This window comes from Dactylosporangium sp. CS-047395, from assembly GCF_050942185.1.
Lineage (GTDB): Bacteria > Actinomycetota > Actinomycetes > Mycobacteriales > Micromonosporaceae > Dactylosporangium.
This window is the reverse complement of sequence record NZ_CP192015.1, coordinates 1,392,770-1,408,137: the sequence shown is the minus strand read 5'-3', so window position 1 is coordinate 1,408,137 and position 15,368 is coordinate 1,392,770. Positions and strand designations below refer to the sequence as shown.

The 15,368-nt window shown below is 72.4% G+C and carries 14 protein-coding genes; 10 read left to right on the top strand and 4 right to left on the bottom strand.

What is annotated here, in order from left to right; translation table 11 throughout:
- The first annotated feature begins 53 nt into the window (after nt 1-53).
- The 7 genes from ACQP00_RS06540 to ACQP00_RS06510 all read left to right on the top strand — a co-directional run bounded on the left by ACQP00_RS06540 (nt 54) and on the right by ACQP00_RS06510 (nt 8,532).
- On the top strand, nt 54-1,127 hold the full coding sequence (locus ACQP00_RS06540) for a Gfo/Idh/MocA family protein (RefSeq protein WP_433215795.1): 1,074 nt from the start codon (nt 54-56) through the stop codon (nt 1,125-1,127).
- Nucleotides 1,127-2,128 carry an NAD-dependent epimerase/dehydratase family protein gene (locus tag ACQP00_RS06535; RefSeq protein ID WP_433215792.1) on the top strand — a complete coding sequence of 334 codons (1,002 nt, stop codon included), beginning with the start codon at nt 1,127-1,129 and terminating at the stop codon, nt 2,126-2,128. Before ACQP00_RS06540 ends, ACQP00_RS06535 begins: the two co-directional genes overlap by 1 nt.
- Entirely contained in the window at nt 2,125-3,270 is a 1,146-nt protein-coding gene (locus ACQP00_RS06530; protein WP_433215790.1) for a DegT/DnrJ/EryC1/StrS family aminotransferase, read from the top strand. Before ACQP00_RS06535 ends, ACQP00_RS06530 begins: the two co-directional genes overlap by 4 nt.
- A complete protein-coding gene (locus ACQP00_RS06525) occupies nt 3,267-4,394 on the top strand; it encodes a DegT/DnrJ/EryC1/StrS family aminotransferase (protein WP_433215787.1) in 1,128 nt (375 codons plus the stop codon). Before ACQP00_RS06530 ends, ACQP00_RS06525 begins: the two co-directional genes overlap by 4 nt.
- A gap of 10 nt (nt 4,395-4,404) precedes the next feature.
- Nucleotides 4,405-5,637 (top strand): MFS transporter, encoded by a 1,233-nt coding sequence (locus ACQP00_RS06520; RefSeq protein WP_433215784.1) that lies wholly within the window; start codon nt 4,405-4,407, stop codon nt 5,635-5,637.
- Nucleotides 5,634-6,650, top strand: a complete 1,017-nt coding sequence (locus tag ACQP00_RS06515) for a TolB family protein (RefSeq protein ID WP_433215781.1) — start codon at nt 5,634-5,636, stop codon at nt 6,648-6,650. The genes ACQP00_RS06520 and ACQP00_RS06515 overlap by 4 nt, the downstream gene beginning before the upstream one ends.
- A 109-nt stretch (nt 6,651-6,759) precedes the next feature.
- Complete coding sequence (locus ACQP00_RS06510) at nt 6,760-8,532, top strand: hypothetical protein (protein WP_433215778.1); 1,773 nt, start codon at nt 6,760-6,762, stop codon at nt 8,530-8,532.
- A gap of 16 nt (nt 8,533-8,548) precedes the next feature.
- Here the strand turns inward: ACQP00_RS06510 and prmC are convergent, their stop codons facing one another.
- Nucleotides 8,549-9,379, bottom strand: a complete 831-nt coding sequence (gene prmC, locus ACQP00_RS06505; RefSeq protein ID WP_433215775.1) for a peptide chain release factor N(5)-glutamine methyltransferase — start codon at nt 9,377-9,379, stop codon at nt 8,549-8,551.
- 71 nt (nt 9,380-9,450) lie between these two features.
- On the opposite strand from prmC, the gene ACQP00_RS06500 reads away from it, so the two are divergent.
- Nucleotides 9,451-10,983, top strand: a complete 1,533-nt coding sequence (locus tag ACQP00_RS06500) for a diguanylate cyclase domain-containing protein (protein WP_433215772.1) — start codon at nt 9,451-9,453, stop codon at nt 10,981-10,983.
- A 354-nt stretch (nt 10,984-11,337) separates the two neighbouring features.
- Here ACQP00_RS06500 and ACQP00_RS06495 read toward each other — a convergent pair whose 3' ends face one another.
- From ACQP00_RS06495 to rpmE, 3 genes are all read right to left on the bottom strand, one after another.
- Nucleotides 11,338-11,547, bottom strand: a complete 210-nt coding sequence (locus ACQP00_RS06495) for a hypothetical protein (protein WP_433215769.1) — start codon at nt 11,545-11,547, stop codon at nt 11,338-11,340.
- A gap of 122 nt (nt 11,548-11,669) precedes the next feature.
- On the bottom strand, nt 11,670-12,764 hold the full coding sequence (prfA, locus tag ACQP00_RS06490; protein ID WP_433215767.1) for a peptide chain release factor 1: 1,095 nt from the start codon (nt 12,762-12,764) through the stop codon (nt 11,670-11,672).
- Nucleotides 12,765-12,864: 100 nt separating this feature from the next.
- Complete coding sequence (rpmE, locus tag ACQP00_RS06485) at nt 12,865-13,092, bottom strand: 50S ribosomal protein L31 (protein ID WP_433057120.1); 228 nt, start codon at nt 13,090-13,092, stop codon at nt 12,865-12,867.
- 179 nt (nt 13,093-13,271) lie between these two features.
- On the opposite strand from rpmE, the gene ACQP00_RS06480 reads away from it, so the two are divergent.
- Both ACQP00_RS06480 and ACQP00_RS06475 read left to right on the top strand, forming a co-directional pair.
- On the top strand, nt 13,272-14,348 hold the full coding sequence (locus ACQP00_RS06480) for an RNA ligase (RefSeq protein ID WP_433215764.1): 1,077 nt from the start codon (nt 13,272-13,274) through the stop codon (nt 14,346-14,348).
- A complete protein-coding gene (locus ACQP00_RS06475; RefSeq protein WP_433215761.1) occupies nt 14,349-15,251 on the top strand; it encodes an AAA family ATPase in 903 nt (300 codons plus the stop codon).
- Nucleotides 15,252-15,368: the final 117 nt, after the last annotated feature.

Here is a 15,368-nt window from a genome sequence, read left to right as displayed (position 1 = left end):
GCCAGAAATCGTCCGCCTCTCGGCCCATGTCGACGTGACCGAATCGAGTATCCGTGAATTCAACAAACGTCCAGGGCGACCCTCAGCCGATCGGCGTTGCCGTCGTGGGAGCCGGCTACTGGGGGCCGAATCTCGTGCGCAACTTCATGGCATCGCCGTCCTTCCGCCTGCAGGCACTGGTCGACCTCGACGTCGCGCGCGCCCGCAAGGTGCTGGGCGGCTACTCAACGGTCGAAGCCACCGCCGACCTGACCGCCGCCCTGGCCAACCCGGCCGTGGACGCGGTCGCGATCGCCACGCCCGCCGGCACCCACCTCGGTGTGGCGCTGCAGGCGCTGCAGGCCGGCAAGCACGTGCTCGTCGAGAAGCCGCTGGCCGCCACGGTCGCCGAGGGCCGCCGGCTGGTGGCCGAGGCCGAGGACCGCGGCCTGGCCCTCATGTGCGACCACACCTTCTGCTACACCCCGGCCGTGACCCGCATCCGCGAGGCGCTGCACAGCGGCGAGCTGGGCGAGCTGCACTACCTGGACTCGGTGCGGATCAACCTGGGCCTGGTGCAGCGCGACATCGACGTGATCTGGGACCTGGCCCCGCACGATCTGTCCATTTTGGACTACGTGCTGCCCGACGGGGTGCACCCGGTCTCGGTCAGCGCGCACGGCGCCGACCCGATCGGGGCCGGCCGCGCCTGCGTCGGCTATCTCACACTGCAACTCAACACCGGCGCCATCGCGCACGTGCACGTCAACTGGCTCTCCCCGATCAAGGTCCGCACGACCATGGTCGGCGGCTCCAAGCGGACGCTCGTGTGGGACGACATGAGCCCCACCCAGCGCATCGCCATCTACGACCGGGGCGTCGAGGTCGCCGCCCCCGAGGAGCTGGGCCCGGACCAGCGCCGCGACATGCAGATCTCCTACCGCTCCGGCGACATGCTCGCCCCGGCGCTGCAGGAGAAGGAGGCCCTCGGGCAGATGGTGGCCGCGTTCGCCGGCGCCATCCGCAGCGGTGTGCCGTCGCTCACCGACGGCCGGGCCGGGCTTCGGGTCCTGGAGATCCTCGAAGCGGCGTCGCGTAGCCTCGCCGACGGCGGTGTGGCGATCCCCCTGGTGGAGGGTGAGAACTGATGGGCAATGCTTCCGTGCCGATTCGCGACGCGCGCGTCCTGGTGACCGGCGGCGCCGGCACCATCGGCTCCCACGTCGTCGACCTCCTCGTGCAGGGCGGGGCGGCCGAGGTGATCGTCCTGGACAACCTGGTCCGGGGCCGGATGGCCAACCTGGCCTGGGCCATGGCCAACGGCCCGGTCCGCGTGGTCGAGGGCGACATCCGCGACGCCGCGCTGCTGCACGAGCTCAGCCAGGGCATCGACATCGTGTTCCACCTCGCGGCGATCCGGATCACCCAGTGCGCCAGCGAGCCCCGCCTGGCCAACGAGGTGCTCGTCGACGGCACGTTCAACGTGCTCGAGGCGGCCCAGGCGGCCGGCGTGCGCAAGGTCGTGGCGTCCTCGTCGGCCTCGGTCTACGGGCTGGCCGAGCAGTTCCCGACCACCGAGCGGCACCACCCGTACAACAACGACACGTTCTACGGCGCGGCCAAGGCGTTCAACGAGGGCATGCTGCGCAGCTTCCACGCCATGTACGGGCTGGACTACGTCGCCCTGCGCTACTTCAACGTGTACGGGCCGCGCATGGACGTGCACGGCGTGTACACCGAGGTCCTCATCCGCTGGATGGAGCGCATCGAGTCGGGCACGCCGCCGCTGATCCTCGGCGACGGCCTGCAGACGATGGACTTCGTGCACGTCGCCGACATCGCGCGGGCCAACATCCTGGCCGCCGAGGCGGACGTGACCGACGACGTGTTCAACATCGCCAGCGGCGAGGAGACCAGCCTCAAGGAGCTGGCCGCCGCCCTCAGCGCGGTGATGAAGTCGGACCTCGCCCCCGAGCACGGGCCGGCCCGTTCGGTCAACGGCGTCACGCGGCGCCTGGCCGACACCTCGCACGCCGAGCAGGGCATCGGCTTCCGCTCCGCGATCACCATGGACGACGGCCTGCAGGGTCTCGTCGAGTGGTGGCGGGCCGAGCGCGTCGCCCAGCCGGACGCCGAGGTCGGCCGATGAGCACCATCCCGGTGATGATCCCGCTGCTGGGCGAGGAGGAGGCGCAGGCCGCCGCCGACGCCGTCCGCAGCGGGTGGGTCGCCCAGGGCCCGCGGGTGGCCGAGTTCGAGCGCTCGTTCAGCGCGCTCGTCGGCCACGAGCACGGCGTCGCGGTCAGCTCCTGCACCACGGCGCTGCACCTGGCCCTCATCGCGCTCGGCATCGGGCCGGGCGACGAGGTGATCGTGCCGTCGCTGTCGTTCATCGCCACCGCGAACGCGGTGCGCTACGTGGGGGCCACGCCGGTCTTCGCCGACGTCGACCTCGCCACCGGCAACCTGACGGTGCAGACCGTGGACCAGGTGCGCACGGACCGCAGCGCCGCGATCATCGCGGTACACCAGGGCGGCGTCCCGTTCGACGTCCGCGCCCTGCGCGCGGCCGCGGACGGGTGGGGCCTGCCGCTGGTCGAGGACGCGGCCTGCGCGGCCGGCTCGACCGCCTACGGCGCCCCGGTCGGCACCGGCGCGCTGATCTCGGCGTGGTCGTTCCACCCGCGCAAGGTCATCACGACCGGCGAGGGCGGCATGCTCACCCTCGACGACGCCGACCGCGCGGCCCGGCTGCGCCGGCTGCGGGAGCACGGCATGAACGTGTCCGCGGCCGACCGGCACAAGAGCGCCCAGCCGATCCTCGAGGCCTACCTCGAGACCGGCTGGAACTTCCGGATGACCGACATCCAGGCGGCGGTGGGGCTGGTCCAGCTCGACCGGCTGGCCGGGCTGGTCGCCCAGCGCCGCGAGCTCGCGGCGCGCTACCAGGAGCTGCTGGCCGGCGTCGACGGGGTGTGGGCGGTGCGCGACCCGGAGTACGGCACCAGCAACTTCCAGTCGTTCTGGGTCCTCTTCGACGCGGACCTCGGCGTCTCCCGCGACCAGGTGCTGGCCGAGCTGGCGGCGGCGGGCGTCTCCGCGCGGCGCGGCATCATGGCCTCGCACCTGGAGCCGGCGTACGAGGACGTCACCCCGACCGTGGGGCTGCCCAACACCGAGCGGCTGACCCGCGACTCGCTCATCCTGCCGCTGCACCACAAGCTGACCGAGGCCGACCAGGACCACATCGTCGGCATCCTCTCCAAGCTCGTTGGGAGTTCCGCTTCATGATCCCCCTTGTCGACCTGAAGGCGGCCCACGCCGAGGTCGCCGAAGACGTCGCCCTCGGCTTCAAGCGCATCCTCGAGAACACCGCGTTCATCGGCGGCTCCGAGGTCACCGCCTTCGAGCGCGAGTACGCCGAGTTCTCCGGCGTGCAGCACTGCGTCGGCGTGGCCAACGGCACCGACGCGCTGGAGCTCGCGCTGCGGGCGGTCGGGATCAAGCCCGGCGACGAGGTCGTCCTCCCGGCCAACACGTTCATCGCCACGGCCGAGGCGGTCGCCCGGGTGGGCGCGACGGTCGTGCTGGTGGACTGCGACCCGGTGACGTACCTCATCGACGTCGACGCGGCCCTGGCCGCGGTCGGGCCGAAGACCCGGGCGATCGTGCCGGTGCACCTCTACGGCCAGCTGGCGCCGGTCGAGCGGCTGCGGGCCGGCCTCGCCGGGACCGCCGCCGGGACCGACGTCGTCATCGTCGAGGACGCCGCCCAGTGCCAGGGCGCGACGCGCTTCGGCGTGGGCGCGGGTGCCGAGGGCATCGCCGCGACGAGCTTCTACCCCGGCAAGAACCTCGGCGCGTACGGCGACGCCGGCGCGGTCGTCACCGCCGACGAGGCGCTCGCCGTGGCCGTGCGCACCATCTCCAGCCACGGCGGCCTGACCAAGTACGTACACGACGTGGTCGGGTTCAACAGCCGCCTGGACGCGCTGCAGGCGGTCGTCCTGCGGGCCAAGCTGACCCGCCTGGCCGCGTGGAACGCCGCCCGCCGGGCCGCGGCCGCGCGCTACGACGCGCTGCTCGCCGACGTCGAGGTCACGCGGCCGGTGACCCTGGACGGCAATGAGCACGTGTGGCACCTTTACGTGGTCCGCGAGGCGAGCACGGACGGCTCGTCCACCCGCCGCGACGAGGTGCTGGCCAAGCTCAACGCGGCCGGCGTCGGCGCGGGCATCCACTACCCCTACCCGATCCACCTCACGCCGGCCTTCGCCGACCTGGGGTACGCCAAGGGCAGCTTCCCGCACGCCGAACGGGCCGCGGTGGAGATCCTGACCCTGCCGTTGTTCCCCCAGATCACGCCCGAGCAGCAGGACAAGGTGGTTCAGGCGCTGCGGGCCGCACGAATGTGAGACGCACCAGATGTACCTGACCCTGCGGGATCGTCCGGGCGGCAAGTCCGCGGCATCGAGTGCAGCCCCGCGGATTGCCACCACGGTGGTCCTGCTCGGCATCGTCAGCCTGCTCACCGACATCTCCTCGGAGATGGTCAACGCGGTGCTCCCCCTGTACCTCACCGCCGAGGTGGGGCTGGGGGTGCTCGCGTACGGCTTCGTGGACGGCCTGTACCAGGGCGTCAGCGCGCTGGTCCGGATCGGCGGCGGCTATGCCGGCGACCGGTCCAACCGGCCGAAGTGGGTCGCGGCCGTCGGGTACGGGCTGTCCGCCCTGAGCCGGGTCGGGATGCTGGTCGCGCACAACCTCGTCGCGATCAGCGCGGTGATCACCGCCGACCGGCTCGGCAAGGGCCTGCGCACGGCGCCCCGCGACGCCATCATCGCGGACTCGTCGGACCCGCGGGCCCTCGGCCGCGCCTTCGGGGTGCACCGCACGCTGGACACCATCGGCGCGGCCATCGGGCCCATGGTGGCCTTCTCGATGCTCCTGCTCGTGCCGGGCGACTACAACTCGGTCTGGATCGTGTCGGCCGGGTTCGCGTTCGTGGGCGTGGCCGTCATCGTGCTGTTCGTGCCGAACCACCGCACGAAGGTGGCCCGCACCGCCCAGAGCTTCCGGCACGTGCTGCGCCAGGTCGGCGGGGCCCGGCTGCGCCGCCCGCTGATCGCGGCCGGGCTGCTGGCCCTGTTCACGGTCGGCGACGGCTTCCTCTACCTGTCGCTGCAGCAGCGCGACCACCTGGCCGCCAAGTACTTCCCGCTGCTCTACGTCGGATCGAACATCGCGTACCTGCTGTTCGCCATCCCGTTCGGCCGGCTCGCCGACCGGATCGGGCGGACCCGGGTCTTCCTCGGCGGCCACGTCGCGCTGCTGGCGGTCTACCTGTTCGCGGCCGGCCCGTTCGGCGGCACCTGGTCCACGGTGCTGGTCCTGGCGCTGCTCGGCACCTACTACGCGGCCACCGACGGCGTGCTGCCGGCGCTGGTGACCCCGCTGGTCGACGAGCAGTCCCGCGGGAGCGGCATCGCGGCCGCGCAGACCGTGGTCGTGCTGGCCCGGTTCGGCTCCTCCCTCGCGTTCGGCAGCCTGTGGCTGCTCCTCGGCAGCACGCACGCGCTGTTCCTGGTGGGCGGGCTGCTGCTGGCCACGCTCGCGCTGTCCGTGTGGTTGCTGCGCGGTACGGAGGTGACGGCGTGAGCCAACGCGCCAAGCTGATCGCCCTTGGCGTGGTGGTCGCCCTCGCCGTGCTCAGCTCCGTGGGCTACGTCGTGTTCGCACGGCGGGCCCAGACCAAGGCGGCCGAGGAGGCGCCGCCGCTGGCCACCCGCAACGACCTCGCGGCGGTGCAGAGCGAGCCGCACATCGTCTTCCGCAGCACCGCGCTGGGCAACGACTACGGCAAGGTGGCCGAGGTGCCGCTGAGCGCCCCGTCCGGCCCGCGCGCGCTGACCCCGGCCAGCTGCGACCGCGTGTACGCGCGGGAGGGGCAGGCGGTGTGCCTGGCCGCCAAGCCGTCGCTCGTCACCACGTACACGGCCAAGGTGCTCGGCCCGGACTGGCAGTCCACATTGGACCTTCCGCTGTCCGGGGTGCCCAGCCGCACCCGGCTGTCCCGCGACGGCGCGCTGGTGGCCACCACGACGTTCGTGTCCGGCCACGACTACTCCGCACCCGGCCAGTTCTCCACCGAGACGCTGATCACGAAGATCGCGACGAAGCAGACCACGAACATCGAGTCGTTCACGCTGACCGTCGACGGCCGGACCATCGAGGCCAAGGACCGCAACATGTGGGGCGTCACCTTCGCCGACGACGACCACTTCTACGCCACCGCCGCCTCGGGCAGCAAGACGTGGCTGGTGCGCGGCACCATCTCGGCGGCCAAGCTGGAGTCGCTGCGCGAGGACGCCGAGTGCCCGTCGATCTCGCCGGACGGCACGCGGATCGCGTTCAAGACGCGGGCCGGGCGCCCGGCCGGGCAGTGGGGCATCGCCGTCTACGACATCGCCACCGGCAAGGCCACCGCGCTGGCCGAGCCGCGCAGCGTGGACGACCAGATCGAGTGGCTGGACGACTCCCAGGTGGTCTACGGCCTGCCCCGCGCGGGCGAGGGCCCGTCGGCCAGCGACGTGTGGGTGGTGCCGGCCGACGGCTCGGGCGCCTCGCACATCCTCATTCCGGACGCCTGGTCGCCCGCCGTGGTCCGCTGATGGAGGTCCCGGTGGGCTGTCAAATGTGCGTCAACCGACCGCTTCGAGGGAGCACTAGCATGGCCGCCATGTCTTCGCGTCGTGCGCTGTTACGGCTGACCGTCCGGGCGTGGTCGCGGTGAGGTCCTTCCTCGCGGTCTCCTTCGCCCCCGGCGGAACGGCGGTTGCTCCGGCACCCGCGGCTGTTCGGGCTCTCGGCAACGCCACGGTGCACGCGGCCGACGACGGCTGGGTCGCGCTCGGCCCGGAGGACCCGGGCGACCGCGTCGACGACCAGGGCCGCGGCTTCACCGTCCGGCTCGGCCGGGCCGCCCGCACCCGCTCCGGCGAGGTCTCCACCGACGGGCTGGCGGCCCTGCTGCGCGACGGCGGCAACGTCGACGGCACGGCATTGGCCGCTCTGGTACCGCCCTTCGCCGCCGCCCACCGCTCGTCCCCGGCCGCCCCGATCGTGGTGGCGACCGACTGGCTCGGCTTCCGCCAGATCTTCTGGTGGCAGGGCGACGGCGTGGCCGCGGTGTCGACCAGCGCGCTCGCCCTGCGCGAACTCGCCGGCGCCCCGCTGAACCTCGCCGCGCTCGGGCTGCAGAGCCTCGTCGGCTGGCAGGTCGGCCTGGGCACCGTCTTCGGCGACGTGACGAAGCTGGAGGCCGGCTCGCTCGCCGTGCTGGCGGGCGGGAAGGTGAGCACCAGACGGTACATCCAAACTTCCTTGGATCTTGAAGGCGCGACGCCCACCATTCCGACCGCGGTCGGCGAGATGGCCGAGCTGCTGGAGGACTTCCAGACGGCGTATCTCAACGACCACCCGACCACGGTGCTGCAGCTCACCGGCGGCCAGGACACCCGCGTGCTGCTGTGCGCGGTGCCGGCCAAGCTGCGGCCGGGCCTGCGCGCGCTCACCGTCGACGTGCACGGCGGCTCGGACGCGCGGCACGCGGCCAAGCTGAGCGAGCTGTGCGGGCTGGACCACCAGATCTACTGGATGGACGACCAGGACCCGATCACGCCCGCCCACGCCTGGGCGCTGTCGCTGGAGGCCGCGGCCGCGCTGGACTGCATGGCCAGCCCGCTCGCCCTGGCCCCGCTCCTGCTCGCCGAGAGCAACCTGGAGCAGGGGCACCGGCTCTCCGGGCTGGGCGGCGAGACCTGCCGCGGGTTCTACTACTTCGGCCAGCCGCACCACGCGGCCACGTCGCAGAAGCTCGTGCACAACCTGGCGAACTGGCGGCTGTACGCCAACGAGCGCGTCCTGCCGCAGGCGCTGGAGCCGGACTTCCTCACGAAGGCGCAGTCCGACGCGCTGGAGCTGATCTGGGCCGGCTTCGACGGCACCTCCAAGGAGTGGCTGCGCGCGGCCGACCAGTTCTACCTGTACCAGCGGATGCAGCGCTGGGCCGGCGCGCACGGCTCGGTGGCGGCCACCAACCGGTTCTTCATCAACCCGATGTTCGACCGCCGGTTCGTGCAGATCGCGCACGCCGTGTCGCCCGAGGACAAGCGCGGCGGGCGGCTCACAGGCCAGCTCATCGAGCGGCTCGACCCGGCCCTGGCCGCGGTGCCGCTCGACTCCGGTCTCATCCCGGCCAAGCTCGGCCAGGGCGGCCTGGGCACCCGCGCCGCGGCCGCGCGGGTCACCGCCGGCCGGCTGGCCCGCAAGATCCGTCAGCGGGTGCGTGGGCGCAGCAAGGCGCAGCTGGGCGCGGGCGAGATGGCGGCCCTGGTGGTGGAGCACTGGCGGGCCTCGCCCGACGTCCTCGCGCCGCTGCGGGGCAACGGCATCGTCCGCGAGGCCTGGCTGGACGAGACCCTGGCCGGCACCGCGCCGGTCCCCGCGGCCACGGTCGCGTTCGTCACGAATCTGCTCGTCGCGTCGCGGTAGCTTCACGCGGCTCGGTTCATGAGGCCGCCCGTCGCGTCGCGGTGGTGAATCGGGGCCGTCCGGCCAGGTCCGGGTGGTCCTGGCAGTCGTCGTAGTGGCCGGTCGCGCGCAGCAGGGCCGGCAGCGACTCGCCCTGGGTGTCGTCGTGCTCGATGCCGAGCCGGCCGCCCGGGCGCAGCAGCCGCGCGGCGGTGCGCGCGACCGCGGGCATCAGGTCGAGCCCGTCGGCGCCGGCGAAGACCGCCTCGCGCGGGTCGTGCTCGGCCACCTCGACGTCGACCGGCGCGGCGTCCGGCACGTACGGCGGGTTGCACAGCACCAGGTCGACCGTCCCGTCGAGGTCGGCCAGCACGGCCGGATCGGCGATGTCGCCGGCCACCACCCGGACGGCGGGCGCGTGCGCGGCCACGTTGCGCCGCAGCCACTCCAGCGCGGCCGGCGAGCGCTCGACGGCGGCGACGGACGCGCCCGCGCGCTGTGTGGCGAAGGACACGGCGATCGCGCCCGAGCCGCTGCACAGGTCGACGACGACGGACCCGGGCTGCTTGAGGCCCCACTCCACCAGCAGCTCGGTCTCGAAGCGGGGGATGAACACGCCCGGGCCGACCGCGAGCTCCAGCCCCCAGAACGGCGCGGTGCCGAGGATGTGCTGCAGCGGTACGCGTCCGGCGCGGCGCCGCACCAGCTCGTCCAGCGCCGCGGCCTGCCCGGCCCGCATCCGCGCGGTCAGCAGCCGGGAGCGGGGCACGCCGAGCACGTGGGCGGCCAGGAGCTCGGCGTCGACCCGGGGCGAGGCGACGCCGGCCGCGGCCAGTGCGGCGGTGGCGGACGAAAGAAGCGTGGGCAACTCATGTTCCGGCGTGTCATCTTCGAGGCGGTGCACCCCATAATCATGAGGCGCGCCGAAAGGGGGCCCGGATGGCGGTGGGCGACCGCACGTCGGAGCTGACGCGCGCGCGGCGGCTCATCTTCGACGATCGCCTCGGCGAGGCCATGACGGTCGTCGAGCGGGTGCTCGCGGGCGACCAGACGCCGGCGGAGCGGGTCGAGGCGCTGAAGCTCCGGCTCATCACGCTGATCAACCTGGGGCGGCCGGAGGAGTACGCCGCCGCGCTGGACGCCGGCCTGGCCGCCGCGCGCCACCTGCAGGACCCGGGGCAGTACGGCGAGCTGCAGGCCCTCGCCGCGATCGTCGCCGTGCGGGCCGGCTCGCTGGACCACTGCGTCCGCGCGCTCGTGCACGGCTCCCGCGCGCTCGGCGCGGTCGAACTGCTCAACGAGACGACGGCCTGGGGCTGGTACAACCTCGCGATGGCGTACTCCTACACCGGCTTCCACGGCCACGCCTTCTCCGCGATGGAGAAGGCGCGCGCGGTCGCGGTCGAGGTGGGGGTACCGACGGCGGGCACGGATTTCGCCGCACCGCAGATCCGGCTGCGCCTCGCCGTCGACCTCGACCACCGCGGGGACAGCGAGGGCTGCCTGCGCATCCTGCGCGACATCGCCACCGACCTGGAGCGCCGGGTCGCGGCCGACGAGGTGGCCCGGATGCGCCCGATCGCCCGCGGGGCCATGGGCTATGCGGCGGTACGGCTGGGCACCCTCGGCGCCGCCCCGCCCTCCGTCGACCCGTGGCCGCTGCTGGAGTCGGCCGGCCTGTCCACCCGTGCCCGGGACTTCCGCACGTTCGCCGCGGCCTGCGAGGCGATCACCGAGCGGCGCCCGATCGAGGCGGTGGCCCGGCTGGAGACGGCCAACGTCAGCGAGGAGTCGCTGGGCCCGGCCGAGCTGCTGCGGCTGCGGGCCCTGGCGCACCTGGGGGCGGGCGACTACCGCGCGGCGTACCACGCGGACCGGATCGCCTACCAGGCCGCCAACACGCAGCTGGAGCTGATGCGCGACCTGTTCGTGGACGGCGTCGCCGCCCTGCTGGACCGCGAGGACCTGGTGCGCACGGTCGACTTCCACCGCGGCGAGGCGCAGACCGACCCGCTGACCGGCCTGCCGAACCGGCGCTACCTCGAGGAGCACGTCACCAAGCTGGTGGAGGCGGGCGGCCACGCGGCCCTCGGCGTGTGCGACCTGGACGGCTTCAAGCAGGTGAACACGGTCCACGGCCACCTGTCGGGCGACCTGGTGCTACAACGAGTGGCGGGCGTGCTGAACCGCGTCATGCGCAAGGGCGACTTCGTGGCCCGCTACGGCGGCGACGAGTTCGTGGTGGTCCTGCCGACCACCTCACCGGGCGAGGCCCACGAAATCTCCCGGCGCATCGAGTCCGCCGTCGCCGGCGAGGACTGGCAGTCCCTGGTGCCGGGCACCCCCGTCGGCGTGACCATCGGCTGGGCCGGCCTCAACGGCGAAGACTTCCAAACCGTCTCGGAGGCCTTCGAGGCCGCCGACCACGCCATGCTGAGCGCGAAAACCCCACGCCCCCGCGCCGCCTCGTAAACCCCGGTGCGGTTTTCAGCCATAAACCCCGGTGCGGTTTTCAGCCATAAACCCCGGTGCGGTTTTCAGCCGTAAACCCCGGTGCGGTTTTGACCCGAAGACCCGGGTGCGGTCTCGCGCCGTAGACCCCGGTGCGGTTTTGAGGGGGTGTGGGTGGAGCGGAGCTCCCCCACCGCTTTTCAGGACATTCGACGGTCCAACCCCGCCGCCAAGGCGCCCATACAGCGCAGACCTTACGGTGCTAGCGCACCAGAGTGCAGACTTTACGGTGCTAACGCACCGGAACAATCCCCGCAACGGTGCTAGCGCACCAGACCAATCCCCGCGACAGAGCTAGAACAACCCGCGACGGCGCTAGCGCGCCAGCGTAATGCGCGCGTTCTCCTCGCGGATTCTGGCGCGTTCCTGGTCGGCGCACACAGCCGCCCAAGCGTTCGCCTTGGCCGTCGGGACCTTGTCGGCGCCGAGCACCGAGCGGCCGACGCGGTAGATCAGTTCGGCGGCGGTGCTCACCACGGCGCGCGGGGCCGCGGAGATGTCGACTGGGGTCGATGGCGACGACATGGCATCCCTCCCGGGGTGTGGCGGTGATCACGCTGGGTGCCGTTCGGTTCCGCGTGAACGCTACCCGAGACCAGGGTCCCCCTGCACCGTTTCCGGAATGTGACGTCGGCGTTAGACGCCCGTCACCCTCGGCTGAGCTGGTCTTCACCGGCGAGGCGGGCCTTGCGGTCGGCCTCGGCCAGGGCATCGAGAACGCTGTCGATGTCGCCGCCGAGGGCCAGGTCCAGGTTGTACGCCGTGTAACCGATGCGGTGGTCCGAGATCCGGTTCTGCGGAAAGTTGTACGTTCGGATGCGCTCGGATCGGTCGACCGTACGAACCTGGGAGCGCCGCGCGTCCCCGGCCGCCGCGGCCGCCTGCTCCTCCGCGAGGGCGACGAGCTTGGCGTGCAGCATCCGCATCGCGCGGTCCTTGTTCTGCAGCTGCGAGCGCTCGTTCTGGCAGGAGACCACGATCCCGGTCGGCAGGTGGGTGATCCGCACCGCTGAGTCGGTCGTGTTGACGCTCTGCCCGCCCGGCCCGGACGAGCGGAACACGTCGATGCGCAGGTCGTTCTGGTCGATCTCGACGTCGCCGGCCTCCTCCGCCTCCGGGGTGACCAGCACGCCGGCCGCGGAGGTGTGGATGCGGCCCTGCGACTCGGTGGCCGGCACCCGCTGGACGCGGTGCACGCCGCCCTCCCACTTCAGCCGCGACCAGACGCCGTTGCCGCCGTCGGGGATGCCGCGGGTCTTGATCGCGATGGCGACGTCCTTGAACCCGCCGAGGTCCGACTCCTGCGAGTCGAGCACCTCGGTGACCCAGCCGTGCCGCTCGGCGTAGCGCTGGTACATCCGCAGCAGGTCGCCGGCGAACAGCGCCGACTCCTCGCCGCCCTCGCCCGCCTTGACCTCCAGGATCACGTCCTTGGCGTCGTTGGGGTCGCGCGGCGCGAGCAGTTCGGCGAGGCGCTCCTCCAGGGTGGGGATGCGCTCGGCCAGCTCGTCGGCCTCGGCGGCGAACGCGGCGTCCTCGGCGGCCAGCTCGCGTGCGGCGGCCAGGTCCTCGCGGGTCTGCGTGAGCTCACCGGCGGTCTTGGCGATCGGGGACAGCTCGGCGAAGCGGCGGCCGGTCTTGCGGGCCAGCGCCTGGTCGGCGTGGATGCTCGGGTCGGCGAGCTTCTGCTCGAGCTCCTGGTACTCCGCCAACAGCGTGGCGAGCCGGTTGTCGGCGGTCATGTCCCCTCCTGGTGGCGAAGTGCGCGAAGTGTCCGGACACAGAATCGGCGCCCGCCCGCGGACCCCAGGAGGGGACGCGGAGCGGGCGCCGGAAACGCAGCTACTTGGCGGCCTTCTTGGCCTGGACCTTCGCGTACTTCTGCTGGAACTTCGCGACCCGGCCCGCGGTGTCGAGCACGCGCTGCTTGCCCGTGTAGAACGGGTGGCAGACGGAGCACGTCTCCACGTGGATCTGACCGCCCTTGGCGGTGCTGCGGGTGGTGAAGGAGTTGCCGCAGGAGCAGGTGACCTCGGTGGTCGCGTACTGCGGGTGAATGTCCGGCTTCATGGCCGTGGTCCTTTCGTCGGTGGTCGCCGGGTCGCCGTGTGTCGCTGGCGTGAACCGGAACCGGTGATGGCCGTCGGTCAAGTCTGCCATGTGCCTTCCTGGCTTTCCCGACCAGCCCCTTCAACCACGCGGAAACCGATCGTATTCCCGAGCGCGGCTCACCTACGCTGTACCGCGCTATGAACATCCACATCGATGAACTCTGCGATCCGGCGCTGCTGGCCGACATGGTCACCGGCGGGTACATCCGCACCCAGATCCACCCGTCGCTGCCGCTGGTGATCCACAACTACACCGAGAAGACGCAGTACGAGGGCGTGTGGAACGCGGCCACCCTGGCGTGCCGCGGCCTCGTCGTGTCCCGCGACGGGCGGGTGCTCGCGCGGCCGTTCGCGAAGTTCTTCAACCACGGCCAGCCCGGCGCGCCCGCGCTGGACCTCGACGGCCCGGTGGCGGTCACCGACAAGGCCGACGGCTCCCTGGGTGTCCTGTTCCCGACGCCGGACGGCTGGGCGCTGGCCACCCGCGGCTCCTTCGACTCCGAGCAGGCCCGGCACGCGACCAAGCTGTGGCGTCGCCGGTACGCCGGCCGCTTCGAGCCGCCCGCCGGCCTGACCCTGCTGTTCGAGATCATCTACCCCGGCAACCGGATCGTGCTGGACTACGGCGACCTGGACGACCTGGTCCTGCTCGGCGCGGTGGACATCGCGACCGGGCGCAGCCACGGGCCGTCCGCGGTGCCGGGCTGGCCGGGGCCGGCGGTGGAGTCGTTCGGGTACGCCACGCTGGCCGAGGCCCTCGCCGCCCCGCCCCGCGACAACCGCGAGGGGCTGGTCGTGCACTTCACGGTGCCCGACACCCGGGTGAAGATCAAGTACTCCGAGTACGTGCGGCTGCACCGGATCGTCACCGGCCTCAACGCGCGCGTCGTGTGGGAGGCGATGCTCGCCGACGGCCTCGACGAGCTGCTGGAGCCGCTGCCCGACGAGTTCCACGCGTGGGCCGTGGACATCGCGGCCGGCCTGACGGCTTCGGTGCAGGCGCTGGCGGCCGATGTGGAGCGGGAGTACGCGCAGGTCGTGGTCGGCCTGCCGGACGGCTGGACGCGCAAGGACTTCGCGCTGGCGGTGGCGAAGAGCCCGCGGCGCGGGTGCCTGTTCCTGCGCCTGGACGGCAAGGACTACAGCGCCCTGCTGTGGCAGCAGGCGCGCCCGGCGCTCGCCACGCCGCGGGACGACGAGGGGGAGGTCGCGTAGGTGGCGACGCTGACGATCACGCGGGGCCTGCCCGCGTCGGGCAAGACCACCTGGGCCAAGGAGCAGCGGCACCTGACCCGGGTCAACCGCGACGACCTGCGCCGCATGATGCACGGCGGCCCGGTCGCCGACGAGCGGCTGCGCGGCCGGGCCGAGCGCGAGGTCACGGCCGCGCACCACGCCGCGGTCGAGGCGCTGCTGCGCGCGGGCGCGGACGTGGTCTGCGACGACACCAACCTGCGCGGCCGCGTGGTGCGCGAGTTCGCCGAGCTGGCCGCGCGGTGCAAGGCGCACTTCGTGGTGCGCGACTTCACCGACGTGCCGGTCGACGAGTGCGTGCGCCGCGACGCCCTGCGCACCGGCGACGGGCAGGTCGGGGAGGCGGTGATCCGCAACATGCACCAGCGGTACCTGGCCGGCCGCCCACTGCCGCTGCCCCTGCCGGTGCTGGACGAGACCCACGCCGCCGCCTACGAGCCGCCGCCGGACGCTCCGCGGGCGGTCCTGGTGGACATCGACGGGACGGTGGCGCTGATGTCCGGCCGCAGCCCGTACGACATGGGAAGGGTTTCCGAGGATCGCCCGAACGAGCCGGTCATCGCGGCCGTGCGCGCCATGCACGCGGCCGGCCACGAGATCGTCTTCTGCTCGGGCCGCAGCGACGACGCCCGCGAGGCGACGGAGGCATGGCTGGCCGAGCACGTGGGCGTGCCCTACCGCGCCCTGTTCATGCGCGAGTTCGGCGATCAGCGCCGCGACTCCGTGGTGAAGGGCGAAATCTTCGAGAAGGAGATCCGCAGCCGGTACCACGTGATCGGTGTCTTCGACGACCGCATGCAGGTCGTGCGGATGTGGCGCGACCTCGGCCTGACCGTCTTCCAGGTGGCCGAGGGCGACTTCTGATCCCGCTCCTTGTTCTGTGCCGCCTTGGTTCCTTTCGGGGTCCCGGCGCGTCTAAGGATCGTGTGGGGACGAACCGCCCAGTGCTGGCCATCGAAGCTTTCCGGAGGCCAAATTTGG